At 68.8% G+C, this 25,638-nt stretch carries 18 protein-coding genes; all 18 read right to left on the reverse strand.

Annotated features, from left to right (window positions below; genetic code table 11):
• Nucleotides 1-17: 17 nt before the first annotated feature.
• The 18 genes from ACT3TD_RS08485 to ACT3TD_RS08570 all read right to left on the reverse strand — a co-directional run bounded on the left by ACT3TD_RS08485 (nucleotide 18) and on the right by ACT3TD_RS08570 (nucleotide 25,620).
• Nucleotides 18-836, reverse strand: a complete 819-nt coding sequence (locus ACT3TD_RS08485) for an ABC transporter permease (protein ID WP_301443257.1) — start codon at nucleotides 834-836, stop codon at nucleotides 18-20.
• Entirely contained in the window at nucleotides 833-1,873 is a 1,041-nt protein-coding gene (locus ACT3TD_RS08490) for an ABC transporter permease (protein ID WP_301443258.1), read from the reverse strand. Before ACT3TD_RS08490 ends, ACT3TD_RS08485 begins: the two co-directional genes overlap by 4 nt.
• 43 nt (nucleotides 1,874-1,916) lie before the next feature.
• Entirely contained in the window at nucleotides 1,917-3,668 is a 1,752-nt protein-coding gene (locus ACT3TD_RS08495; protein ID WP_441579887.1) for an ABC transporter substrate-binding protein, read from the reverse strand.
• 175 nt (nucleotides 3,669-3,843) lie between these two features.
• The gene (locus ACT3TD_RS08500) at nucleotides 3,844-5,529 is read right to left on the reverse strand and encodes an ABC-F family ATP-binding cassette domain-containing protein (RefSeq protein ID WP_301443019.1); all 1,686 of its coding nucleotides are present in this window, start codon (nucleotides 5,527-5,529) and stop codon (nucleotides 3,844-3,846) included.
• Between the two features lie 365 nt (nucleotides 5,530-5,894).
• Entirely contained in the window at nucleotides 5,895-6,359 is a 465-nt protein-coding gene (locus ACT3TD_RS08505) for an SRPBCC family protein (protein ID WP_301443018.1), read from the reverse strand.
• Between the two features lie 50 nt (nucleotides 6,360-6,409).
• On the reverse strand, nucleotides 6,410-8,242 hold the full coding sequence (locus ACT3TD_RS08510; RefSeq protein WP_301443017.1) for an ABC transporter ATP-binding protein: 1,833 nt from the start codon (nucleotides 8,240-8,242) through the stop codon (nucleotides 6,410-6,412).
• Nucleotides 8,239-9,996, reverse strand: a complete 1,758-nt coding sequence (locus tag ACT3TD_RS08515) for an ABC transporter ATP-binding protein (protein ID WP_301443016.1) — start codon at nucleotides 9,994-9,996, stop codon at nucleotides 8,239-8,241. The genes ACT3TD_RS08510 and ACT3TD_RS08515 overlap by 4 nt, the downstream gene beginning before the upstream one ends.
• Before the next feature lie 48 nt (nucleotides 9,997-10,044).
• The gene (gene deoC / locus ACT3TD_RS08520; RefSeq protein ID WP_301443015.1) at nucleotides 10,045-10,692 is read right to left on the reverse strand and encodes a deoxyribose-phosphate aldolase; all 648 of its coding nucleotides are present in this window, start codon (nucleotides 10,690-10,692) and stop codon (nucleotides 10,045-10,047) included.
• A gap of 65 nt (nucleotides 10,693-10,757) precedes the next feature.
• Nucleotides 10,758-11,777 carry an ornithine cyclodeaminase family protein gene (locus ACT3TD_RS08525; protein ID WP_301443014.1) on the reverse strand — a complete coding sequence of 340 codons (1,020 nt, stop codon included), beginning with the start codon at nucleotides 11,775-11,777 and terminating at the stop codon, nucleotides 10,758-10,760.
• A gap of 103 nt (nucleotides 11,778-11,880) precedes the next feature.
• Nucleotides 11,881-13,059 carry a PucR family transcriptional regulator gene (locus ACT3TD_RS08530; protein WP_441578854.1) on the reverse strand — a complete coding sequence of 393 codons (1,179 nt, stop codon included), beginning with the start codon at nucleotides 13,057-13,059 and terminating at the stop codon, nucleotides 11,881-11,883.
• Between the two features lie 515 nt (nucleotides 13,060-13,574).
• Nucleotides 13,575-14,141 (reverse strand): NADPH-dependent FMN reductase, encoded by a 567-nt coding sequence (locus tag ACT3TD_RS08535; protein WP_301443217.1) that lies wholly within the window; start codon nucleotides 14,139-14,141, stop codon nucleotides 13,575-13,577.
• Between the two features lie 66 nt (nucleotides 14,142-14,207).
• Entirely contained in the window at nucleotides 14,208-16,271 is a 2,064-nt protein-coding gene (locus ACT3TD_RS08540) for an OPT family oligopeptide transporter (RefSeq protein WP_301443216.1), read from the reverse strand.
• 147 nt (nucleotides 16,272-16,418) lie between these two features.
• Complete coding sequence (locus tag ACT3TD_RS08545; RefSeq protein WP_301443215.1) at nucleotides 16,419-17,915, reverse strand: MFS transporter; 1,497 nt, start codon at nucleotides 17,913-17,915, stop codon at nucleotides 16,419-16,421.
• 100 nt (nucleotides 17,916-18,015) lie between these two features.
• Nucleotides 18,016-20,622 carry an ABC transporter permease gene (locus ACT3TD_RS08550; protein ID WP_301443214.1) on the reverse strand — a complete coding sequence of 869 codons (2,607 nt, stop codon included), beginning with the start codon at nucleotides 20,620-20,622 and terminating at the stop codon, nucleotides 18,016-18,018.
• A 5-nt stretch (nucleotides 20,623-20,627) separates the two neighbouring features.
• A complete protein-coding gene (locus ACT3TD_RS08555; protein WP_441578855.1) occupies nucleotides 20,628-21,371 on the reverse strand; it encodes an ABC transporter ATP-binding protein in 744 nt (247 codons plus the stop codon).
• A gap of 116 nt (nucleotides 21,372-21,487) precedes the next feature.
• Entirely contained in the window at nucleotides 21,488-22,291 is an 804-nt protein-coding gene (locus tag ACT3TD_RS08560; protein ID WP_301443371.1) for an SDR family NAD(P)-dependent oxidoreductase, read from the reverse strand.
• Nucleotides 22,291-24,753, reverse strand: coding sequence for an alpha/beta fold hydrolase (locus ACT3TD_RS08565; protein WP_301443370.1), 2,463 nt, complete (start codon nucleotides 24,751-24,753; stop codon nucleotides 22,291-22,293). The genes ACT3TD_RS08560 and ACT3TD_RS08565 overlap by 1 nt, the downstream gene beginning before the upstream one ends.
• 36 nt (nucleotides 24,754-24,789) lie before the next feature.
• On the reverse strand, nucleotides 24,790-25,620 hold the full coding sequence (locus ACT3TD_RS08570; protein WP_301443369.1) for an aldo/keto reductase: 831 nt from the start codon (nucleotides 25,618-25,620) through the stop codon (nucleotides 24,790-24,792).
• Between the last annotated feature and the right edge of the window lie 18 nt (nucleotides 25,621-25,638).

Here is a 25,638-nt window from a genome sequence, read left to right on the forward strand (position 1 = left end):
GCCACACCGGGCGGGACTCACAGCCACCAGTGGTTGCGGAAGTCGACGAGGTTGTTCGCGGAGTTGATCATGTTCCCCCACGAGGCGTGCGGCTCCATCACACCGAGTCCGAGGAAGCTCAGCGAGGACTCGCTGATGATCGACGACGCCGTACCCAGGGTCGCCACGACGATCAGCACCGGCAGGACGTTCGGCAGCAGGTGCCGGAGGATCTTCGACCTCAGCCCCAGGCCGAGGACGTCGGTGGCACGCATGAACATCTGCTCCCTGAGAGTCAGCACCTGGCCACGGATGAGCCGTGCCAGGGCCGGCCAGCCGATGAGACTCAACATCAGCATCACCAGGTACAGGCGGGATTCCGGGGCAATCTTGAACTCGGAGAGGATCGCCGCCAGCACGATGAGCAACGGCAGCCCGGGGATGGACATGAGCAGGTCCACGACCCTCATCACCACCGCGTCCACCCACCCACCGAAGTAGCCGGCGACCAGGCCGAGGAACGTCCCGAGCACCAGGGACAGGGCCATCGAGGCCAGTCCCACCGTCAGCGAGATCCGCCCGGCCAGCATCAGCCGGGTCAGGACGTCTCGCCCGTACTTGTCCGTTCCCAGCCAGTGGTCTGTCGCCGGCGGGTGGTTGGCGATACGCAGGTTGATCTCGTCACCGGTGTACGGCGAGGCCAGCGGCCCGACGAAGCTGACGAGCACCATCAGGAGCAGCACCAGGGCGCTGATGACGGCCACCCGGTTGCCCCGGAGACTGAGGAGCGCCTCGCGCCACAGGCTGTGACGGCGCCGCGGCGATCCGGCCTGGGCCTCGGTGAGCGTGGCGGTCATGACGTCACCACCGCACCCCGGCGGACGGCCCGGCGCGCATCACGGCGCGCGGGACGACGCGCCTGCTCCACGAGACGGATCCGCGGGTCGGCGGCGGTGTAGAGGAGGTCGGCGACGAGGTTGGCCAGGATCGTCAAGGCCGCCAACAGGACGGTGACGGTCATCAGCACCGGGTAGTCACGGACCTGGACTGCCTCCAGCTGCATGCGCCCGATGCCCGGCCAGTTCATGACCTGCTCGATGATGATCGCGCCGGAGAACAGCCCCGGCAGCTCGAAGGCCAGCAGGGTGATCGCCGGCAGCAGCGCGTTGCGCAGACCGTGGCGCATCACCACCGCCTTCTCCCCGAGCCCCTTGGCACGTGCGGTCCGGATGTAGTCCGCCCGCAGGACCTCCAGCATCCCCGTCCTGAAGTACCTGGTCAGGGAGCCTGCGGACAGGAAGGTGAGGATCAGCACCGGAAGCACCATGTGGTGGGCGACCTCGATCACGGCGGCCAGGCCCGTGGCGTTGCTGCCGGTGTCGTACATGCCGCCGGTAGGCAGCAGGCCGAGGTCCAGGGACAGGACCTTGATCAGGACCAGACCAAGGAAGAAGGCGGGGATCGACAGCGAGGCGAAGAGCATCGCGGTGACGAACTTGTCGAACCAGGAGTACTGGCGGGTCGCCGCGAGAACACCGGCAACCACCGCGATCGTCCAGGTCAGCACCATCGACACCGCCGCCACCAGGAAGGAGTTCCGAAGGAACGGGGCGATGGTCTCCGTCACCGGCTGGTTGTACTGCAGGGAGTGGCCGAAGTCGCCGCGCACGGCGTTGCCCAGCCAGATCCAGTACCGCTCCACGACCCCCTTGTCGAGGCCGTAGCGGGAGCGGAGCTCCGCGATGCGCTCAGGCGTCAGGGTGCGGTTGGACGAGAAGTAGTCTCCCGGCATCACCGCGAAGAGGAAGAAGACCAGGGCACTGACCGCGAGGATCATCACCAGGGCGACCGCCACCCGTTTCGCCGTGTAGCCGAGGTAGCTCCTGTGGTTCATCGTTCACCGCCGTGGCCGGTCCGTGGGGTGGGGCGCACGGCGCTCAGTCCTCCTTCGGGGTGAGCTTCGCCAGGGCGATGGAGGAGTCCCCCGCCCCGGTCCGGAAGTCGCCGGTGCCGTCGATGTGGTTGTTCCAGGCGGTGATCGACCGGCGGTAGTCCACGAGGATCGTCGGCGGGTCCTGGCTGAGTTCCTTGTAGAGCTCGGAGTAGATCTTCTGCCGTTCGTCCTCGTCGAGGGTGGACTGACCGTCCTTGACCAGTTCACGGACGCGGGCGTTGTCGTAGCCGGTGACGTTCACCTTCGGGTCGTCCGTCCCGAACTCCGAGACCGCGTCGTCGGGGTCGGACAGGGAGTCGGTGCGAAAGGAGACCGCCTCGTAGTCGAGGTCGTTGAAGCGGGCGAACGCGGTGTTCGAGTCAAGGACCTCCGGGGTGAAGTCGATGCCGATGTCACGGTAGTTCTCGGTGGCGATCGGGATCACCGGGTCGTCCGGGTCGGTGGTGATGTAGTTCAGGCTCAGGCGCTCGCCGTCCTTCTCACGCACACCGTCGGCACCCTCGGTCCACCCGGCGTCGTCGAGGAGCTCGCCGGCCCGTCCGGGGTCGAAGCCGTAGGTGGTCACACCTTCGTCGTCGAAGGACCACTGGGTGGGGGCGGCGTAGATGTCGGCCACGCCTCCCTCCCCCTTGTACTTGGCCTGGACGATCTGGTCGCGGTCGAGCCCGTGGTGCAGGGCCTGACGTACCCGGGTGTCGGCGAACTTGGGGTTGCGGTTGTTGATCCAGATCTGCCCGATGTCGCCCACGGTCCGCGAGCTCGTGTCGGCGAACCGGAGGTCCTGCAGGGCCTGGAGGGTCTCGGGTCCGGTGCCGAAGCCGCTGTGGTCGATGTCGCCGTTCTCGAAGGCCGCGAGCCGGTTGTCGGAGTCGATGATCTTGAAGATCACGTGTTCCACGGCGGGCGATCCGCCGTAGTAGTGCTCGTTGGCCAGGTACCTGACCTCCTGGCCGACCACGTGCCGGTCCAGTGTGTAGGGCCCGGCGCCGACCGGCTCCGCGTAGAGGTCGCGGAGATAGTCGAGTTGGCCTTTCCGGTAGTCCTTGCCGTAGTAGTGCTCCGGGAGGACGGCACCACCCAGCGTCGACAGTGCCAGGGGGCTGACCGTCTCGGTCTCGATCTCCACCGTCCGGTCGTCGAGCACCCGGATCCCGCTGATCTCGTCGGCGTCGCCGTTCTTGTAGTCGTCACCGCCGACGATGCCGAATTTGCTGAAGTCGATGCCGCCGTCGAAGGCCGGGTCGTTGAAGAGGGTGAGGGTGAACTTCACGTCGTCCGCGGTCAGCGGCGTGCCGTCGCTGAACGTCAGGCCGTCGCGCAGGTGGAAGGTGTAGGTCAGGTCGTCGTCGGACACGTCCCAGGACTCGGCGAGGTCGGGGACGTAGGAACCGTCCTCCTGTTGCGCGACGAGTCCGGCGAAGATCGGGGCGACGGCATTGCCGTCCCAGCCGTTGTCGTAGAAACCGGGGAGGAAGACCCCGCCGGGCTTGTTGATCGTGGTGACGAACGTGTCAGGACGCTTCGTCACCGCAGCGGGCACGGCCGTGGGGTCCTCCGCCTCGTGGTACTCGTCGGCGGCGGTGAGTGCGTCCTCCCCGCCGGCGTCGTTGAGCGTGTCCTCGGTGCTGGAGCAGGAGGTCACCGCCAGGGAGACGGCGACGAGGACTGCGGCCAACGCCCGTCCCCTCCTGAAGTTCCTGCCGGTGGGGGCAGGTAGCCCGCGTGCGGGAGTCATGTTCGGTGGGTCCTCTCGGTCTACGTCAGTGGTGCTGGAAGGCACCTGAATCAAAGTAGACCGATCAGTCTGGAAGGCCGGAACGTTCCGCTCCGGCTGAGCCGAAGGCACCACAGGAATGGCGCAGCCGGGAGCGCGTCAGTAGTGCGGGCTGCCCCGGGTCACGGCACAGCGCCTACAGTTCCAGGCGCTCCCCTGCCCACCGTCGGCGCAGCCACCGGTCGTGCGAGGCGACCACGACCGCACCCGGGTAGGCGGGGATCGCCTCCTCCAACGCGGTGACCAGGGACAACGACAGATGGTTGTCGGGCTCGTCGAGCAGCAGCACGTCCGGCGGGTCGGCGAGCAGTACCGCCAGGGAGACGCGTCGTTGCTGGCCGAGACTCAGCTCAGCCAACGGCCGCGACTCGTCGCGCGGGTGGATCAGCCCGAACGTCGCCAGCGGCACGGCGTCCGCAAGTTCGTCACCGACGGCGTCGCGGTAGGCGCGCTCCACCGTGCGGCCCGGGCCGCGTCCCGCCGGGTCCGGCAGGACGACCTCCTGGGTCAGGTGCCCCACGCTCACGCCCGAACCTGCACCGGAACCCACACCGCCGACCGTGCCCGCCGAGGGGGCCAATGTGCCCGCCAGCACCTCCAGCAGGGTCGATTTGCCCGAGCCGTTCGGTCCGGTGACCAGGAGTTTCTCGTCACCGTTCACGGTGACGCTGGTGCGCGGCAGCCGCCCGGCGACCTCGACGCCGGCGGCGACGAGCACCGGCCCCGTGCGTCCTGCGGTGTCGTCGCGTCCTGCGGCGGTGAGTCCGGCGAACGTCAGCTCCGCCGGCGACTTGCGGACCTGCGACTCCTCGAGTTTCTCGAGCCGCGAGCGCGAGTCGTTCACCCGGCGCGACACGACCTTCGCATTGCGGTCGCCGTAGAACTTCTTCGTGATCTTGTTCTCCACCTGGATGTCGCGGTTGGTGTGCCCGACCTGGTGGTTGTCGCGCACCCCGGCACGCAGGCGTTTCAGCTCCGCCTGCTCGTCGCGGTACTGCCGCTCCCAGCGCTGCCGGACGTCCCGGCGCGCGGCGAGGTAGTCGGTGTAGTTGCCGGTGTAGCGGGTCACGCCGCCCTGCGCGCCGACCTGCGTCGGCGCGGGGTCCAGGTCCACCACGCAGGACGCCGCGAGGTCGAGGAACGCGCGATCGTGGCTGGCGAACAGCACCGGCCCCTTCCACGCGTTCAGCACGCTGACCAGGTACTCCGTCGCCGCGTCGTCGAGGTGGTTGGTGGGCTCGTCGAGCAGCAGCACGTCCGGGCGGTTGAGCAGCAGCCACGCCAACGACAGGCGCGCCCGCTGGCCGCCGGACAACTCCCCGGCAGGACGCTCCGGCGGCACCGCGGCAAGGCCGAGGCCCGCGAGCGTCGCGGACATGCGCGCGTCCGTGCCCCACACGTCGCGACGCTCGGCGCGGTCCAACGCCTCGGCGTAGGCCCCGGCGTCGTAGGGGTCGGCGGCGCGCTCCAGGTCGGACGCGGCGCGCCGCTCGGCGGCGACGGCGGACTCCAACGCGCCGGCGACGGTCTCGTCGTCGGCGAACGGTGCCTGCTGGTGGAGCAGGCCCACCCGCGACGAGCCGACGTCCACCGCACCGGCGGTGGTCGCCGCCTCCGGCAGCGAACCGTGGACGGCGTGCAGCAGGGTGGACTTGCCCGAGCCGTTCTCGCCGATCAGGCCGGCGCGCTGACCGGGCGGGACGACGAAGGACACGTCGGTGAGGACCCGGGTCCCGGCGATCTGAACGGAGAGGCCGTCGATCTGCAGCGGGGACTGTGACGCGGAGCCGGACATGGAGCCGGGCGTGGGAATAGTAGACATGGGGGAACTCCCTGAGTGGAGATGATGAGGTGTCCCGCCGGGCGGTCGGCCGCCTCGGGCACAGGACGATTCAGGGGTTCTACTTCCGCATGGTACCGAGCATAGCGTCACATGCGGGGAAGGTCCACCGTGGGCAACGAAACGATCTCGATACCTGCGATGAGAGCAGTTACCCGGGTGAAGGGGACTGGGTTGTCACGGAGTTCTTCTGCGATCCGGTCTCCGAGAACGCGACCATGCTCGCGTCCACCAGGATCTGATCGACGCTCCTGCGCGGTGGAGGCGGTGGCATCATCTTTTGCACCCTCCGGAGGGTAGCTGTCCCCGCCAGGTCGAAGAGACTCCCCACTCCGGTCAACAGCACCTCACCCCTCGAGGATCCCCTTGATGTTCTGGAGGGTCTCGGTGATGCCGTAGGTGGCGGCGTCCTTCCGGTCAGCCTCCTGCGCGGCGGCGTCGTCGCCGAACTTCTGCCGGAAGTACCGCTCGCCGTCGGCGGTGAAGGCGGTGTACTCGGTGAGCACCGTGGCATCCTCCCGCCGGTTCACCGGCTCCATGCGGAACCCCCACCGCGTGCCGCTGGAGGTCACCCGCCAGGAGAACTCCTGGCCCGGACGTGCGGAGACGACCTCGGAGATTGTCGACCACTCCCTCTCCGCGGTGCGGTTGTGCCCGGTGAACGTCGCGCCGTCGCCCCGTGCGTCGGAGTCCCACTGTGCGCGGTGGCACTGGGCGCTCCACTCCCCCGTGCGCGTGACGTCGCTGACGAGGTCGAAGACCTCCGCGGGGGTCGCGTGGATGGTGACGGAGTCGCTGATCTCGTAGGCCATGGGATTCAGCGTAGTCGGACGCACGGCGGGGCCGGCCAGACCCCGCGCACCTACACCGCGCCGCCGGCGGCGAACTGGCTGCGGTAGAGCTCCGCGTAGGAGCCGTCGGCGGCCAGGAGTTCGTCGTGGGACCCCTGCTCCACGATCGTGCCGTCGACCATCACCAGGATGCGGTCGGCGTCGCGGATGGTGGACAGCCGGTGGGCGATCACGAAGGACGTCCGCCGGGCGCGGATCGCGTTCATCGCCTTCTGCACCAGCACCTCGGTACGGGTGTCCACCGACGAGGTGGCCTCGTCCAGGATCAGGATCTCCGGTTCCGCGAGGAAGGCGCGCGCGATGGTGATCAGCTGGCGCTCACCTGCCGAGACCGATCCGCCGTCCTGGTCGATGACGGTGTCGTAGCCGTCCGGCAGGGCGTGGACGAAGCGGTCGACGTAGGCGGCCTTCGCCGCGTCCCTGACCTCCTCGTCGGTGGCGTCGAGCCGGCCGTAACGGATGTTCTCCAGGATGGTGCCGTCGAACAGGACGGCGTCCTGCAGGACCATGCCGGTGCGCGAGCGCAGCTCGGCGCGCCCCATGGCGCGCGAGTCGACACCGTCGACGTAGATCGCACCGCCGGTGACCTCGTAGAACCGCATGATCAGGTTCACCATCGTGGTCTTGCCGGCACCGGTGGGCCCGACGATCGCCACGGTCTGTCCGGGTTCCACGTCCAGGTTCAGGTGCTCGATCAGCGGGGTGGACGGCGAGTACCCGAAGGAGACGTCGCGGAACTCCACGCGGCCGCGCACGGCCTGCGGCGAGGCCGTGGCGGACGGGTCGGCGTCCTGCTCCTCGGCGTCGAGCAGCTCGAAGACGCGCTCGGCGGAGGCCACACCGGACTGCACCATCGTCATCATCCCGGCGAGCTCGCCGAGGGGCTGGTTGAACTCGCGGGAGTACTGGATGAACGCCGTCGCCGCACCCAGGCTCATCTGCCCGTTCGCTACGCGCAGGCCGCCGAACACGGCGATGACCACGTAGCTGAGGTAGTTGAGGAACTGCATCAGCGGCATCATCATGCCGGACAGGAACTGCGCCTTCGCGCTGGCCTGGTAGAGCTCCTCGTTGCGCTCGTCGTAGGTCACCGACATCTCGTCCTGCCGACCGTAGGCCACGACCAGTTCGTGGCCGGTGAAGGCCTCCTCGACATGCCCGTTGACCTTGCCGGTGCCGGCCCACTGCGCGCCGTACTGCTTCTGCGCCCGGGTGCCGACGATGCCGACGACGATGGCGGTCAGCGGCAGGGCCAGCAGCGCGACGATCGCGAGCTGCCAGGACACCCGGAACATCATCACGGTCACGCCGATGATCATCATGCCGGAGTAGGCGAACTGGCTCAGCGCCTGCTGGAGGGCCTGCTGGACGTTGTCGACGTCGTTGGTGGTGCGCGAGAGCAGGTCGCCCTTCTGCCGCGAGTCGTAGAAGCTCAGCGGCAGGCGGTGGACCTTGCGTTCCACGTCGGTGCGCAGCTCCACGATCACCGCGACGACGATCTTGTTGAGGATGAACCCCTGCGCCCAGTTGAACACGGAGGCCACCACGTACATGCCCAGCACGATGCCGATGAGCCGGCCGAGTTCGCCGAAGTCGATGCCGGCACCGGGCTCACCGTTCCAGGTGGCGAGCACGCCGTCGTAGATCACGTCGACGGCGTCGCCGAGGACCTTCGGCGCGTAGACGGTCAGCACCACGCACACCACGAGCAGGACGAAGACCCACGTCAGCGCGATCTTGCGGGGCGCCATCAGCGCCACCATGCGCAGCGCCGAGGGCCAAAAGGCCTTCGCCGACCGCGGCGCGGACTCCGCGCCCCGGTCAGTCACTTCGGTGTCACTCATCGCTGTGCCTCCATCTGCGACTCGACGATCTCGCGGTAGGTGTCGCTGGACGCCAGCAGGTCGTCGTGCGTCCCGCGGGCGACGATGCGCCCCTTGTCCAGCACCAGGATCTGGTCGGCGTCACGCACCGTGGACACCCGCTGTGCGACGGTGACCACCGCCGCGTCCCTGGTCCCGGGGTGCAGTGCGGCGCGCAGCGCGGCGTCGGTGCGCACGTCCAGGGCGGAGAAGGAGTCGTCGAAGACGTACACCTTCGGCGCGGCGACGAGCGCGCGGGCGATGCACAGGCGCTGGCGCTGGCCGCCGGAGACGTCCGTGCCGCCCTGCGCCACCGGGGACGCCAGGCCTGCGGCCTCGCCGTCACCGCGGCTGCGCACGAAACCGTCGGCCTGCGCGACGCGCAGCGCGTCCCACAGTTCGTCGTCGGTGGCGTCGGTGCGTCCGAAACGCAGGTTGGAAGCCACCGTCCCGGAGAACAGGAACGCCTTCTGCGGCACCAGGCCGACGGCGCGGGCGAGGTCCTTACGCGGCATCGCCGCGACGGGCACCCCGTCGATGAGCACGTCGCCGGACGTCGGCGCGAACAGGCGCGGGATGAGGTTGACCAGCGTGGACTTGCCGGAGCCGGTCGCCCCGATCACCGCGGTGGTCTGCCCGGGGCGCACCGTGAAGCTCACGTCGGTGAGCACCGGCTTGTCCGCGCCCGGGTAGGTGAAGGACACGTCGCGGAACTCCAGCTCGCCGCGCACCTGCGTCGGCGACACGGTCTCCACCGACGGATCGGCCTCCGGCTCGGTGATGGACGGTTCGTGGCCGAGGACGTCCTGGATGCGTCCGGCGCACACGATCGCGCGCGGCAGCATCATCGCCATGAACGAGCCCATCATCACCGCCACGAGGATCTGCAGCAGGTACTGCATGAACGCGGTCAGCGAGCCGACCTCGATCGCCCCGTCTGCCACGCGGTGGCCGCCGAACCACAGCACCGCCGCCGTCGCACCGTGCAGCACGACCATGATCACCGGGCCCATCAGGACGAACACGCGTCCCACGCGCTCGGAGACCCAGGCGACGGCCTGGTTGGCGTCCTCGAAACGCCTGGTCTCGAACTTCTCACGGACGAAGGCGCGGATCACCCGGATGCCGGTGATCTGCTCACGCATCACGCCGTTGATGGCGTCGATGCGGTCCTGCATCGAGCCGAACAGCGGCACCAGACGGGCGACCATCGTGCCCACGACGACCAGCAGCACGGCGACGGAGACCCACACCAGCCACGACAGGCCGGCGTCCTCGCGCAGCGCCATGACGATGCCGCCGATGCACATGATCGGCATGGTGACCATGAAGCTCAGGAACATCACGAAGACCATCTGCACCTGCTGCACGTCGTTCGTGCCGCGGGTGATCAGCGTGGGCACCCCGAAGGTGCCCATGTCCTGGGCGCTGAAGCGGTCCACGCTGCGGTAGACGTCGCGCCGGACGTCGCGTCCGACGGACATCGCCAGACGCGCGGCGCACCAGGTCGCCGCGACGGCGGTGATGACCTGCACGAATGCCACGGCGACCATGATGCCGCCGGTGGACCAGATGTAGCCGATGTCGCCACGGGACACACCCTGGTCGATGATGTCGGCGTTGAGACGGGGGAGGTAGAGCGTCGCGAAGGTGGAGACGATCTGAAGAAGGAGGACTGCCACCAACAGCCCCGGGTACTGACGGGCGTACCTACCCACGAGGCGAAGAAGTTGCACCCCGACAGTGTAGGCGATTATGTACCTGACCTGCCAGGAAGCATGCCCTCAACAGGCGCCGAGCACCGCCGCGGAGGACGACAGGCCCAGGCGCGTGGCGCCGGCGGCGACCATCGCCTCGGCGGCGTCGCGGGTGCGGATCCCGCCGGACGCCTTGATGCCGAGGCGTCCCCCGACGGCCCCGTGCATCAGTTCCACGGCGTGCACGCTCGCCCCACCCGCCGGGTGGAAGCCGGTGGACGTCTTCACGAAGTCGGCCCCGGCGTCCTCCGCGCAGCGGCAGGCGGTCAGGACCTCCCCGTCGGTCAGGGCCGCCGACTCGATGATGACCTTGAGCACGCCCGGTGCGGGCACCGCGGCGCGCACCACGGCGATCTCGTGGGCCAGCTCCTCGTCGCGCCCCTCCTTGAGCAGGGCGAGGTTGACGACCATGTCGACCTCGTCGGCACCGTCGGCGACCGCGCGTGCCGCCTCGGTGGCCTTGACCTCGGCCTTCACCGCACCGGACGGGAAGCCGACCACCGTGGCCACGCGCACGCCGTCCGGCGTGGCGACCGGCAGCTGGGACGGCGAGACGCAGATTGCGTACGTGCCCAGCTCCCCCGCCTCGTGCGCGAGGGCGGCGACGTCGGCGGGTGTGGCTTCCGGCTTGAGCAGGGTGTGGTCGATAAGGCGGGCGAGGTCGGTGCGCTGCATGTCCCGAAGCCTACCGCGCGGGGTGTGGGCCGACCGTGCACCCCTAACACAATCCGCAGGTCGCGCTACAGCTCGAGTCGTGTTCCCACGGAGGTGCTCAGGGCGCGGTCGTAGATCGCACGCCCAACGGTCACGTCGCATACCGCCATACCGATATTGCTGTTGACGATGAGCTGGTCGGAGTTCTCCCTACCCGGCTTCACACCGGCGAGGACCTCACCCGTCTCCGAGGTGATGGAGGGCAGTCCATCCGGGAAGTACCCCATCTGATTGAACAGCTCATGTTCTTCGATGCTGTCGACGATGTACTTGTCCGCCAGGCGTGCGATGTCCGGATCCCAGAAGGTGTTCAGGTCGCAGGGCAGGATCGTCTGCCCTGCCCCGACCCAACCCCGCTTGACGACGGACATCGGCTCCTTGAGGATCACGGTGGCCGAACTGAGCACCTCGCAGCTCTTGGCGACCGCCTCAGGCGATTCTCCCTTGACCAGGGTGAAGGAAACCTCTCCCTGCAGCTCCGCGATCAGGGCGTCTGCTGCGGACTCGCGGTTGTCGTAGACGAAGACCTTCTTCAGGTCAGGCATCGCCTCGGCAGCGAAACGGATGTGCTCCTTGCCCTGCACCCCGCAGCCGAACATCCCGAAGGTCTCGGCCCCCGGGTGCAGGGTGGCTGCCGACAGGACCGTGACTGCAGGCGTGCGCATCGCCGTGACCCACGTCGAGTCCATGATCGCCAACGGAACACCCGATTCGACGTCGTTGATCACCATCAGTCCGGTCGTCTGCGGAAGGCCGAACTTCTGCGGGTTGTTCGGGTAGCACTCGATCCACTTGCATCCCACGGCGTTCATCTCGGGCACGTAGGCCGGCATCGCGTGGTAGAAGACCTCCGGGTACGGGTGCACGCCGATCTTCGCCGGCATCTCGTAGCGGTGGTTCCCGTGTTCGACCAAGGTGTCGCTGGTGATGTCGAGGATCTCCCGGCGATTGATGCCCAGGTCGAGGACGTCCTGTTTGGTGAGGTACAGGATGTCCTTGCCGAGCTCGAGGCCGGCGGACTGGGAGGATGCGGTGGTTTCTGTCATGGCGTGCCCCTGACTCTCGATGTTCGGACGGCGAGGGTATCTCGCTCGTGAGATCCATCCTGGGGTGCCCTGCCCACCGGGTCATCCGCGCTGGAGAGGAAGTTCAGCCTCTCCGTTCCTCATCCTGTGGAATGCGCTGGTCCACGGCATCAAGCAGACGTTCAACCTTGAGCGCTACGTGCATGATGAGGCGGTCATGCCCCGTGCTGAGGTCGAGCCCGGTCAACTTACCGATCTGATTCAGGCGGTAGTAGAGAGTGCTGCGGTGGATGAACAGGGCCGCAGAGGTCATGCCCCGGTCTCCGCCGCAGTCTAGGTAGGTCTCGGCAGTGGTCCTGAGCACGCCTTGCGACGGGTCAAGCAGAGGTGTGACCGCATCCGGAACGAGCAAAGCATGGTGGCGGTCGCTGGCGGCGTCAAGGATCAGGTTGTACGGGTAGAACGTTTCCCAGTCCGTGACCGGCCCGCAGGTGCCGACCACCGTGCCGGCGTGAGCGGCAAGTTCGCTGTGGCGGTGGAGTTTCCGCGCCTCAGCGAGGAGCCCCGTTTCACTCACCCCGACCTTCGGGGCATATTCGGCCAGTTCCTCTTGCAGACGGACGGCGAGGAGGGTCGTGTCGGTCGCGACTCCGTCCGGCATGTTCAGCAACACCACCGCGCCGTCTGCACGGTCGATGACGATCACATGACGGTCCGGCCCGTTCCACGCGCCCAATACCGGCGAACTGGCGGTAGGAGGAGCCTCGATCCCCTCAGGCAACAGCACGGTGATGATCTTGGTCGCCGTGCGCTCAGCTCCGACCCCGTGGTCGCGTAGTCCCCGCAGGGCCTCCCCGATGTCCTGGTGGGGGTCCAACAGTTGCGCCGCCAGACGCGAACGTTCGGCGTGTTCGCCAGCTGGCGAGGGACGTTGGCCGAGGATCCCGGCGATTCGTTCAACATACGGCCGGACGTCACCGTCGTTCACGTCCGGACCGATCAACCACAGGAAACCACCGAGCTTGCCCTGCCATCGCAAGGGGTAGCAGCACCGCGCACGCAGGCCGAGTTCCCGGTTCTCCGGAATCATGATCCTGCCTGTCGCGGTCCGTATCCCGAACGAATGGAGGTACTTGTGGACCCGTCGGTCCATGTCACGGGTCAGCACCACATTGACCCGTGGCCCGTCCTCGTCACCGAAATGACGGCTTGAGGCGATCAACCGTCCCTCTGGATCGTCGATGGCGATCGACCGACGCAATGTGTTGGCCAGTTGGTCGAGTAACGGCTGAACATCCGTCACGGTAATTGCCCTCCCGGTGCATCATCGGCGAACCGTCGGGGTGGTGCGATCCTCTGACCAGCGGGGCGCGGGTCGATCCGTACACACGACGGCGCACAAGCCAGGGATCACAGACTACCAGTCGCCCGCGACCTGAACTTCCACGCTCGGAGGCACGGTGTCCATGCTCGTGTGTCTCGCACTGACAGAAGCATCCTACCGGTGGGTGCCGCCGCGCTGGCGGCGAGGAGGACCCGATCGCGGCGATGGCGTCGGCGGGCGCGCTCGGCAAATACGTGGTGATCGGTTCCGGCACCAACGGGCAGGCCTTCGACAGTCAGCTGACCGCATCGTGGAAACCATCGAACCCGTTCACAAGTTCATTCTCGTGGTGCCCTACGGCTACGTCAGGGGCATCGTCCCGGCCGCGCAGTAGGCGATCAACTGCGCCGCCGCGACGCCGGCCGGTCCTACTACGCCAACGCGGTGGAGGAGGCCTGCGCCAGGCCGTCAGCTGCGGTACGTGACCCGTCCGGTCACTTCGCCGAGAGGCGGTCTCGCACCACGGCGAAGCCCTCGGCCCAGGCCAGGAGGTCGCGCAGCAGGCCGGCGAACGGGGCGGTGGAGGTCTCCTGCGGGGTGAACTCCCCGTCGGTGGCGTCGGTGAAGATGGAGAAGGAGGCGGTGTCGCGTACGGTGGCCGCCTTGAAGTTCGCGAAGACGGAGCGCCACGCCTCGACGGCGCGCACACCCTTGTCGGCCCCGTAGGAGACGAAGGCGACGGGCTTGTGGGCGAACTCGGAGCCCACGAAGTCGATGGCGTTCTTCAGCGGACCGGGCACGCAGTGGTTGTACTCGGGGGTCACCACGATGTAGCCGTCGAAGGGCTCCAGGGCCGCACCCCAGGCCTTGGTGTGCTCGTTAGCGTACTTGTGTGCGCCACCGGGGATCTCCTCGTCGAGGACGGGGAGGTCGTAGTCGGCGAAGTTGACCACGGTGCTGTCCACGTCGGCGGCGTCGAGCTGCTCCTTGACCCAGGCGACGACCTGGGGGTTGAAGGCGCCGGGACGGCTGGAACCTGCGATGATGCCGATGCTGGTCATGGTTGTGCTCCTTGGGTTCTTTCGGGGTTGCCTACCCGCACGACGATACCATAGTTGACACGTCAACTACTTCTGAGCGTGGTCCCGTGCGGCGCGCGAGCACACCCACCGGTACAGGCCCACGACGATGCCCACGAACAGCAGCACGCCGACCCAGTGGGAGGCGCCCTCCCAGCCCGCCGGCATGATCGCCAGGGCGTCGGAGTCGCCGGAGGCGGCGATGATGCCGGCGTTGAGCACACCGAAGAGGCTCTCGCCCACGATCAGGCCCGTGGCACCCAGCACACCCAGGCGCTTCGCCGACTCGGCGTTGGAGCGTCCATCCGCCCAGCGGTTGTAGAACCAGCCGATGAACGCACCGATCGGGATGATCAGGGTGAGGCTGACCGGCAGGTACATGCCCATGCCGACGGCCAGCGGCGGCAGGCTGAAACGCTTGCCGGAGGTGCGGGTGAGCACCTCGTCGACGATGATCACGCCGATGCCGATCAACGCACCCAGGCCGATCAGGCCCCAGTCCAGCGAGTCACCGAAGATGCCCTCGGCGACCGAGGACAGCAGGCCGGCCTGCGGGGCCGCCAGGGCGTCCGGACCCGCACCCGGGGTGCCGGCGAAACCGAAGGCCGTGGCCATCAGACCCATCACCGGCGGAATGATCAGGGACCCGAAGACCACGCCGATGATCAGGGCTGTCTGCTGCTTCCACGGCGTCGCGCCGACGAGCTGACCGGTCTTGAGGTCCTGGAGGTTGTCGTTCGAGATCGTGGCGACACCGAAGACCACCGTGGCCGTGAACAGCGTGTAGGCCACCAGCGCGGTGGGGTTGCCGCCGTCGTCGTTGCCGGTGACCAGCTTGATCAGCAGCGCCGCGAGCAGCACCACGATCACGCCGACCCCGGAGATCGGACTGTTGGACGAACCGATCAGACCGGCCATGTAACCGCACACCGCGGCGATGACCAGGCCCAGGACCAGCACGAACAGGATGCTCAGGGTGATCAGCGGGCCGGTGTGGTGGCTCACGCCGGTGCCGCTCAGGAAAGACCACAGCAGCCAGCCGATCGGCAGCATCAGCGCCAGGACGGTGACCACGAGGACCTTCACCGGGATGTCGCGCTCCGCCAGGGCGACCTCCTCGCCCTGCTTCCGGGCGCGCGAGGCCGCCAACGAGGCGGTGATGCCGCGGATGACCGGGCCGATGATCTTCACCAGGGTCCAGACCGCGGCGATGGCCATCGCACCGGCGCCGACGAAACGCACGTCGCTGGCGAAGGTGTCGGAGACGACCTCGGAGATGTCAGCGACCACGGGGACGTCCCCGCTGGTGAACACCGGCAGCAGCACGCCGAAGGAGATCACCAGGCCGACGATCATCGCGATACCCACCGTGGGGCCCACGAGGTGGCCCACGCCGATCAGCGCCAGCGACAGGCTGCCGCCGGCCATCGTGCCGCCCGCACCGATGCGGAAGGTCCCGGCGACCTCGGACGCACCGACCTTCAGCGCGGAGAGCAGGGACATGCCCGCCGACGCGAGCGCGCCGACGACGATGGCGCGCAGGCCGTCACGGTTGTCTGCGTTGTCGTCGGCATCGTCGCCCTCGGCTTCGCCCTGAGCGTCATCACCGTGGCCGTGGGGGTCGTCCTCCCCCACCTTGAGCACCTCGGCCGCCGCCACACCCTCGGGAAAGGGCAGGTCGGAGCCGGTGACCAGTGCACGACGCAGCGGGATGGAGTACATCACGCCCAGCACACCGCCGATGAGGCAGACCAGCATCGTCGTCCAGTAGGGGAAGCCCGTCCACCAGCCGATCATGATCAGGCCGGGGAGCACGAAGATGATCGCCGAGAGCGTGCCGGCGGCAGAGGCGATGGTCTGCACGATGTTGTTCTCGGTGATGCTGTGGTTCTGCATCCGCCGCAGCACCGCCATGGAGATCACCGCGGCCGGGATGGAGGTGGCGAAGGTCAGCCCGACCTTCAGGCCCAGGTAGACGTTCGCGGCGGTGAACACCAGGGTGATCAGACCACCGAGGATGACCGCACGCAGCGTCAGCTCCCGGATCGGGGAACGTGCGCTTTTCTGGGTCCTGTTCTGGGTCGTGGTCGAGGCGTTGTTGTCGTCGGCCATGTCGTTGGCTCGCTTTCACGGACGGCGCGGCAGCGTCGTTTCGTCGGAACGTCGGCCGCAGGCGTCATCGGTTCAGTTGTGGGACCTGTGAAACTCTAGTCCCCCGTACCACAGATAGAACAGCGGGCTATACATTCTTTCGCGGCACTACTGGCCCACGGAGTCCCGGAATTCCTGCTCGATGGTCTCCAGTGTCTTGTCCTTGGTCTCAGGCACCACCCGGTACACCCACACCAGGGCGACGAGCTGCAGGCCGACGAAGATGAACACCGTCGGGCCGAAACCGATGGCGTCCATGAGGTAGGGGAAGAACAGGGCCACGCAGAAGTTCACCGACCACTGCACGCCCGCGGCCAGGCCCATCGCCTCGCCGCGCACACGCATCGGGAAGATCTCCGACATGAACAGCCATGTCATCGCGCCCACGGCACACTGCATGATGCCCACGAAGGCGACGATCGCGGCGAGGATGACCCACTTCTTCGCCTCCACGTCGTCCGGCACCACCATCGAGACCAGCGCCATGAGCGTCAGCGTGATCACCGTGCCGGTCAGCCCGCTCATCAGCATGCGCCGCCGGCGTACGCGCGTGTTCAGGAACATCGACAGCAGCATGCCGACCACCCCGGCCACACCGATCAGCAGGTTCACGGTGAAGGCGGTGTTGCCCTCGAACCCGGCCTGGGTGAGGATCGTCACGCCGTAGTACTGGATCACGTTGATGCCGGAGATCTGGTTGATCACCGCCATGCCGAAGCCGATGAGCATCACGCGCCTGATCCACGGTTCGGCGAAGAGGTCGCGGAACCGGCGGGAGGACGCACCGGCGTCGTGGTCGGCGAGCGAGCGCACGCCCTCGACGTCGCCGGCGACCGGGTGGGTGATCTCGTCACTGTCCGGCTTCGGGGAGTTGTCGCTGTAGCGCGAGGTCTCGTAGTCCGGGGAGCCGTAGACCTTCTCCCGGATGGTGCGCAGGGCGTCGAGCATCTCCTCGATGCGCCCGTGGCCGGCGAGCCAGCGCGGGGACTCCGGGACGATGGTCATGCCGACCCACAGGGCGATGGCCGGGACGAGACACACCGCCAGCATCCAGCGCCACGTGCCGCCCTCCTCGGCACCACCGGCACGGGCGATCAACGCGTTGAAGCTGAAGGCGAGGAACTGGCCGAAGACCACCATGAACTCGTTCTGGTTCACCACCCTGCCGCGCAGGTGGGTCGGCGCGAGTTCGGCGAGGTAGATCGGGATGATGCCGGAGGCGGAGCCCACGGCCACGCCCAGCACGATGCGGCACAGCATCAGCACCACCCAGGTCGGCGCGAGGACCGAGCCCAGGGAGCCGAGGATGAAGACCACCGCGACCACGGCGATGGTGCGGTGGCGTCCGACGCGGTCGGCGACGCGCCCGCCGAAGATGGCGCCGAAGATCGCACCGAACTGCAGGGCGGAGGTGACGATCCCCTCGAAGCGTTCCTCCAGGCCCAGGTCGGCGGTCATAGACGGCAGCGCGCCGTTGATCACGCCGGTGTCGTAGCCGAAGAGCAGGCCACCGAGGGTCAGGACGGTGACCGCCGCCCAGAAGCGACGGTTCGGCGGTCCCGCCTTCGGTGGCGGCGGTGCGCTCGGCGCGGTGCGGTCTTTCACGGTGGCGTACTCCTCGTACCGCTCGGCGGTAGAACTGTTTCAGGAACTGATCCTTAACCTGCCACCTCCGGCGAGTATTCCACCAACCCCTCAGAACCGGTCAGTCGGCGATCGCCTCCAGCGGCCGCACCCGCGACGCCTTCACCGCCGGCCACGCCGCGGCCACCACCCCGACCACGCCCGAGGCGACGACCATGCCCACGACCTGGCCCCACGGCACCGCGGTCTCACTGAGCCCCTCGGCGGCGAGCACCTGGAGGAACGCCCAGCCCAGGCCCAGTCCGACGACCACGCCGAGCAGTGCGCCGTAGAGCGAGATCTGCACGGCCTCGAGGGTGATCATGCGCCGCACCTGGCCGCGCAGGGTGCCGACCGCGCGCAGCATGCCGATCTCCTGGCGCCGCTCGATGACGTTGAGCGCGAGGGTGTTGATGATGCCGAGCACCGCCACCACCACCGCGAGCGCCAGCAGCGCGTAGAGCACGTTGAGCATCTGGTCGACGAGCACGGCCTGCTGCCCGGCGTACTCCTCGGGCGTCATCACCTGGACCACGATCTGGTCGGCGGTGGCGTCCTCAAGCCGGTCGCGCAGGGTGTCGGTGCTGACCGAGCCGTCGCCGTCGACGAAGACGGCGTAGAGGTTCGGCGAGGCCCCGGCCCCGAGCTGGGAGGCCACCGGCTCCAACGCCGACCAGGACACCAGGTGTGCGCCGAAGAGCTCGTTGGGTTCGTAGGTGCCCTGCAGCGTGACCTCGCCGACCTCGCGTTCGGGGCCGTCCGGCATGCGGACGGTCAGCGGCAGGACGTCACCGACGTCCCACCCCTCGGACGCGGCGACGTCCTCGTCGGCGACGACGCCCGGGGCGTCCAACGTCACGTCGCCGGCGGTGCCGACGAGTCCGCCGGAGACCGTGGGGTCACCGTCGATGACGCCGGTGCCGCCGCTGTAGCCGCCGACGGTGACCGGCAGGAAGCCGAACCCGGCGGCGTCCGCCACACCGTCGACGTCCCGGACCGCGTCGAGCGCGGACTGCGGGACGGGGAAGGCGCCGTTGGACGGCCCGGCGAGCACGTAGTCCGAGGTCACCGAGTCGCCGATGAAGCCGCTGATCGAGGCCTTCATCGACGCGCCGAGCATGCCGATGCAGGCGACCAGCGCCACGCCCAGGGTGAGGGCGAACGCGGTCGTCGCCGTGCGGCGCGGGTTACGTCCCGAGTTCGTCGCCGCCAGGCGTCCGACCTGGCCGAACGGTGCACCGACGACCGCGCCGATGCCGCGCACCACCGGCACCGACAGCGCCGGGGACACCAGGAACGTGCCCAGGATCACCGCCAACGCGCCGACGCCGACGAGCGAGGCGCGCGGGCCGGTGGACGCCCCGTCCAGCAGGACGCCGACCACCGCGGCGACCACGCCGACGGCCAGCACGACGGCCCCGGTGACCGTGCGCCCGCGCAACGGCGAGCTGGACGACTGGTCGCCGGAGCGCATCGCCTCGACCGGACGCACCGAGCCCGCGCGTCGGGCCGGGGCCCAGGCGGAGACCACCGTGACCAGCATGCCGAGGATCAGCGGCAGCACCACCGAACCCACCGTGACCTGCACACCGGTGTTCGGCAGGCCGGCACCGGTGGCGCCGATGACCGCGTAGATCGCCTGCGTCAGCCCCACCCCGGCGAGCACGCCGAGCAAGGAACCGACGATGCCGACCACCACCGCCTCGAAGACCACCGAGACGGTCAGCTGGCCGGAGGCCACACCGAGGGAGCGCAGCAGCGCGAACTCGCGCATGCGCTGCGCGACGATCATCGAGAAGGTGTTGGCGATGATGAACGTGCCCACCACCAGGGCGATCAGACCGAAGGCGATGAGGAAGTAGTTGACGAAGCTGAGCGCCTGGTCGATCTCGGCGGCCTGGTCAGCGGCGACCTGTTCGCCGGTCTTCACCTCGACGTCGCCCAGCTCCGGGTGCTCGGCGGCGAGGTATGCGCCGACCTCGTCGGCCAGGGCGTCCGCACCGGTGCCGGACGCCGCGGCGAGCGAGAATCCGCCGGTCGTCGCGCCGTCGGTGAAGGTGTCGACGAACGCCGGTTCGTCCATCATCAGGCCGAGGAACCCGCCGCCGTCGATGTCGATGTCGTAGATGCCCGACACGGTCACCGGGTGTGAACCGGAGGTGTCGACCACGGTGAGTTCCTCACCGACGCTGAGACCGTGCTCCTCGGCGGCAGTGCTGTTGACGACGACCTCGCCGGGGCCCTGCGGTGCCTCGCCGTCGACGATGGCGGTGTCCGGGCCGACGGCGGCGTCCGGCGCGTACCAGGGCATGGCGAAGGCGGGCGCGCCGCCGGTCTGCAGGGTCTCCTGCGTGCCGTCCGCCCCGGCGGTGGCGACGACCACGGTGACCTCGTCGCTGACGGTGACCCGGTCGACGCCCGGGACGTCCTCCAGCCCGTCGGCGAGGTCCAGCGGCAGGGCCGTCCCCGACGGCGGGGCGGACACGACCACGTCGATGCCGCGGGTCGTGGACTCGGTGAGGGTGTCGAAGGTCTTCTGCAGCGAGGAGGTGAACATCAACGAGCCGGCGATGAACGCGGTGCCCAGCACCACGGCCAGCACCGTGAGCACGAGGCGGACCTTGTGGGCGGCGAGGTTGCGCAGCGAGACCCGGCGCATGGTGGTTGCTGAGGAGGAACGGGAGGACATGGCCCCTACAACCCCTCGATACCGGTCATGGTGCCCAGGATCTGCTCCACGTCCGGGTCGCGCAGCTCGTGCACGATGCGCCCGTCGGCGAGGAAGACGACACGGTCGGCGTAGGCGGCGGCCTTGGCGTCGTGGGTGACGATGACCACGGTCTGGCCGTCCCGGTCCACCGCGGTACGCAGGATGTCGAGGACCTCCGCCGAGGAGTTGGAGTCCAGGTTGCCGGTCGGCTCGTCACCGACGATGATCTCCGGACGCGCCACCAGGGCGCGGGCGCAGGCGACGCGCTGCTGCTGGCCGCCGGAGAGCTCGGAGGGGCGGTGCCCCAGCCGGTCGGTCAGGCCCAGCCGCGAGGTGATCTCGGCGAACCACTCCTTGTCCACCTTGTCCCCGGCGATGTCGATCGGCAGGGTGATGTTCTCCGCGGCCGTGAGGGTGGGGACCAGGTTGAAGGACTGGAAGATGAACCCCAGCCGGTCGCGGCGCAACCTGGTCAGGGCCTTGTCGCCGAGACCGGAGATGTCCGTGTCGCCGAGGAAGGCGGAGCCGGAGGTGGGGCTGTCCAGGCCGGCCATGCAGTGCATCAGCGTGGACTTGCCGGAGCCGGACGGCCCCATGATGGCGGTGAACTCGCCTGCGGTGAAGTCCACGCTGACGTCGTCGAGGGCGGTGACGCGGGTGTCGCCCGCCCCGTAGGTCTTGGTCAGGCCCTCTGCGCGGGCTGCCGAGTGTGCGGTTGCGGTTGCCACTGGGTCTTGTCCTCTCTCACGGTGCGGGGAGAACGGCTCTCCCTGTCGTTACCCCTTAGAGCGTAGGGCATGGGACCGGCCGGCACCTCCGGGAAGACCCTGAGATGTGCCCCCGGTTACCGCCCGGCCTTCCGGGCGACACCCCACCCGGCGGCGCGCAGCAGGAGCAGGTACGGGATCCGGGTGAACCGCTTGGAGTACCACGAGAGGGTCGCCACCCCGTCCGGGGTCACCACGGTCCGGCGGGCCTCGACACCCTTCACCGCCCGGCGCGCGACGATCTCGGAGGTCAGCCAGGTCCGGCCGAGGAGGACGCGGGCCACGGCGTCCATCGCGTCGTCGTCCCCGACGAGCGAATCGGCGAGACCTGACCTGAAGAACTGCGGGCAGATCACCGTGGTGCTGATCCCCCGGTGCCTCAGTTCGGCGTCCAGTGTCTCCCCGAGCGCCACCACCGCGGCCTTCGTGGCGTTGTACGTCGACATCGCCGGGGCGTGGACGAGGCCGGCCGCGGACGCCGTGAGCACGATGCGTCCGCCGGTCGCGAGTTTCGGGACGAAGGACCGGAGTCCGCGCACCGAGCCGAGGAGGTTGATGTCCAGGGCCTTCTGCCAGGTGTCCACCGTGGTCTCGGTGATCCGTCCGCCGACGGCGATGCCGGCGTTGCTGACGAGGATGTCCAACGAGTCCAGGTCAGCTGCCGCGGCCTGCCAGTCTTCGTCGCTGGTCACGTCGAGCCGGCGGTACGTCCAGTCCCCCGCCAGCGACCGGACCTCGGACGGAACGTCCTCGTGGAGGTCGGTGAGGATCACCCGGTCGCCCTTGCCCAGGAACTGCCGGGAGATCTCCAGACCCAGGCCCGAGGCCGCCCCGGTCACCAGCACGGTGCGCGGACCGGCGTCCTTCTTCCTGGTCATCATCAGTTACCCGTCCTGTCGCGCACGCCCGTGTCGGCGTCGCCGTGGGTCGCCCACACGCCGAACAGGAAGCGCTGGTAGTGCTCGGCGAACTCCTGCGGGTACTCCAGCTGGGGCATGTGCCCGCAGTCGTCGAAGACCACGGCGTCCTGCACGTCGATCTGCTCGAGCCCCGCCCGGAAGTCGCGGTACGGCAGGATCGCGTCCTTGCTGCCCCAGGTCAGCATGACCGGGATACGCCCTGCCGTGGCGTCGCTGAACCGTGCGAGCAGGTCGCGACGCCACCGCTCCGCGACACCCAGCGGGGAGCCCAGGTGCCGGACGAAGGAGTGGAATGTCGCGGAGCGGTGCGGGTGGCGGGCGATCCGGCGCTGCACCTCCAGACGGTGGCGGGTGACGGCACCAGGACGGCGCAGGACGACGTGCTCGACCGGCTGGTAGACCGCCCGCAGGCGGGTGGTCGCGGCGTTGAACCGTCCCAGCCCGGGTACGGCGATCAACCGGATCAGCGGTGTGGTGCTGTCGCCGAAGCCCACCGGGTCCGCCAGGGAGACGCTCGACACCTGGTCGGGACGTTGCGCGGTCATCTCCATCGACAGCGCCCCGCCCAGGGAGTTCCCGACCAGGTTGACCCGGGTCTCCCCGAGGTCGTCGAGGACCTTCCAGAGCAGTTCGGCGGTGTCGGCGAGGGTGACGCGTGCGGCAGGGTCGCTGAACCCGAAGCCGGGGACGTCGAGGGCGATGTAGCGGCTGTTCTCCCCGACGAGGACGGCCTGGTCGTCCCAGTCCTCCAGGGAGCGTCCGATGCCGTGGATCATGACGATCACGTCCCGGCCGTCCTGCCGCGCGCCCGGCCCACCTCGGCGCAACCGCACCGTCCGGCCGCCCACGGTGACCGTCTCCGTCGGAGGGAGCGCCCGGAGGTCGGTCGCCACGAACGGGCCGTCGGCCTCGACGGTCTGGATCGCCGGACCGGGTCGGGACCGTCCCACGCGCGACAGGCAGCGGTCACCGAAGGCCATGTCCCGACGCTGGTCACCGAAGGCGAGGCCGGGCAGTTCGGTGAGGTAGTTCTGCGTGTACCGCCACGGTGAGGCGTCCCCCTGGGTGGGGAACCTGTGCACGCCGCGCCGGACGTAGCCCGCGTCGAAGTCGAGCAGCGGGCGGTCGCTGCGCCCCGGCGGCAGTTCCGGGCTGTAGTACTCCTCCCCGGTCTTCCACAGCTTCACCATGTAGCGCGACACCATGTCGGAACGCAGCGTCCAGGAGGCGTTCACGTAGCCGACGGTGAAGCTGAAGTTCGGCAGGCCGGCCAGCATGATCCCCCGGTAGAAGACCTGTTCGTCGAGCGCCAGTTCCCGCCCGTCGACGCTCAGCGTGCCACCGCCGAAGGCCTCGAGCTCCAGGCCGGTGGCGGTGACGATGACGTCGGCGGCCAGCTCCCTGCCCGAGTCCAGGCGGACACCGTCGGCGGTGACATGGTCGATGGTGTCGGTGACGACGTGGGCGTTGCGCTTCAGCGCGGAGAAGATGTCGCCGTTGGGCGCCTTGCAGACCCGCTGGTCCCACGGGTTGTACCGGGGGGTGAAGTGCTCGTCGATCTGGTCCCCGGACAGGTACGGGCGTTGCATCAGCCGCAGCGCGTTCCGGAACAGCCACGGGGCCCGCTGGGCGAGGACGTACTGTGCCATGTCACGGACGGCGTGGTTGAGTCGCGCGGCCCGGTGGGCGGGCCCGGCGGGCAGCAGTCTGCTCCAGATGCCGCTGATGACGTCGACGTCCGGCAGCGGTGCGACGTAGCTGGGGCTGCGCTGCAGCATGGTGACGTCCGCCCCGGCCTTCTCCAGCGCCGGGACCAGGGTGATCGCGGTGGCGCCGGAGCCGATGACCACGATCCTCGACCCCTCGACGGTGAGGTCCTCCGGCCACTCCTGCGGGTGGATGATCTGCCCGGTGAAGTCCTCCTCGCCGGGGAAGTCGGGCCGGAACCCCTTGTCGTGGGAGTAGTAGCCGGAGGCGTAGTGGACCCGGCGCGTGTAGATCGTGCGCTCCCCTTCCGTTCCCTCTGTACCCCCGGCGGTGACGGCGGTGACGGCGTAGAGGTTCAGGTCGGTCCGCCAGTCCGCGTCCCTGATCCAGGATCCGGTGTGCAGCCGTTCCAGGGCGCCGCAGTCGCGGGCGACGTCGCGGATGTACTCCTTGATGTCCGCGCCCTGCCCCAGCGTTCCCTTGTGCGGCCAGGGGCGGAACGGGAACCCGAAGGTGGCCATGTCGGAGTCGGAGCGGATGCCCGGGTAGGTGAAGGTGTGCCAGGTTCCGCCGAGGTCGTCGTGGGTGTCGTGGATCTCCCACGACCAGTGGGGGAAGTTCTGGGCGACGTGGTGGGCGAGGTCGATACCGGAGAGGCCCGCACCCACGATCAGCAGATCGAGGGGTTGGTCGACGGTGCCAGATTCTGTAGTCATGGCTACACCATAGTGATGTCTCCGAAACGATACCTGTTATCCGTTGAACTCGGCCGGGTGTGGCCCGGTGCGCATGCCCCGGTCCAGGGCGTCGATGCGGGCGAGGTCGGACGCCGTGAGGTGGACGTCGGTGGCCGCGAGGTTCTCCGCGATACGGGCCGGGGTGACGGACTTGGGGATCACCACGCGCCCCTGCTGCAGGTGCCACGCCAGGACGACCTGCGCGGCGGTGGCACCGTGGGCGGCGGCGATGTCGGTGACGACGGGGTCGGCGAGCGCCGCGCCCTGCCCGAGCGGACTCCACGCCTCGGTGACGATGCCGTGGGCCGCGTCGGCGGCGACGGTGTCGCGGTTCTGCAGCGCGGGGTGCAGCTCGACCTGGTTGACCGAGGGCACCGTCCCGCTGGAGTCATCCCGTTCGACCAGTCGCCGCAGGTGCTCGGGCAGGAAGTTCGAGACCCCGACCGAGCGGGTGAGCCCGGCGTCGCGCACCTCCCGCATGCCCTCCCAGGCCGCCAGGTAGTCGTCGGTGGCCGGTGCGGGCCAGTGGATGAGGAACAGGTCGACCTGGTCCAGGCCGAGTCGTTCGAGGCTGGCCTCCAGTGCGGGACGCACGCCGTCGCGCGACAGGCCGTCGAGCCAGAGCTTCGTGGTGACGAAGAGTTCCTCGCGGGGGACGCCGGACGCTGCGACGGCGCGTCCGACGCCGGCCTCGTTGCCGTAGACCGCGGCGGTGTCGATGCTGCGGTAGCCGGTCTCCAGGGCGGTGGCGACGGCGCGGTGCGCGCCGTCGTCGGGCACCTGGAAGACGCCGAAGCCGAGCTGAGGCATGGCGGTGCCGTCGTTGAGGGTGACGGTGGGGATCATGGTGTTCTCCTTGAGATG

Origin of the sequence: Corynebacterium sp. AOP36-E1-14, from assembly GCF_052377495.1 — a bacterium.
In the GTDB taxonomy this organism is placed as follows: Bacteria; Actinomycetota; Actinomycetes; order Mycobacteriales; family Mycobacteriaceae; genus Corynebacterium.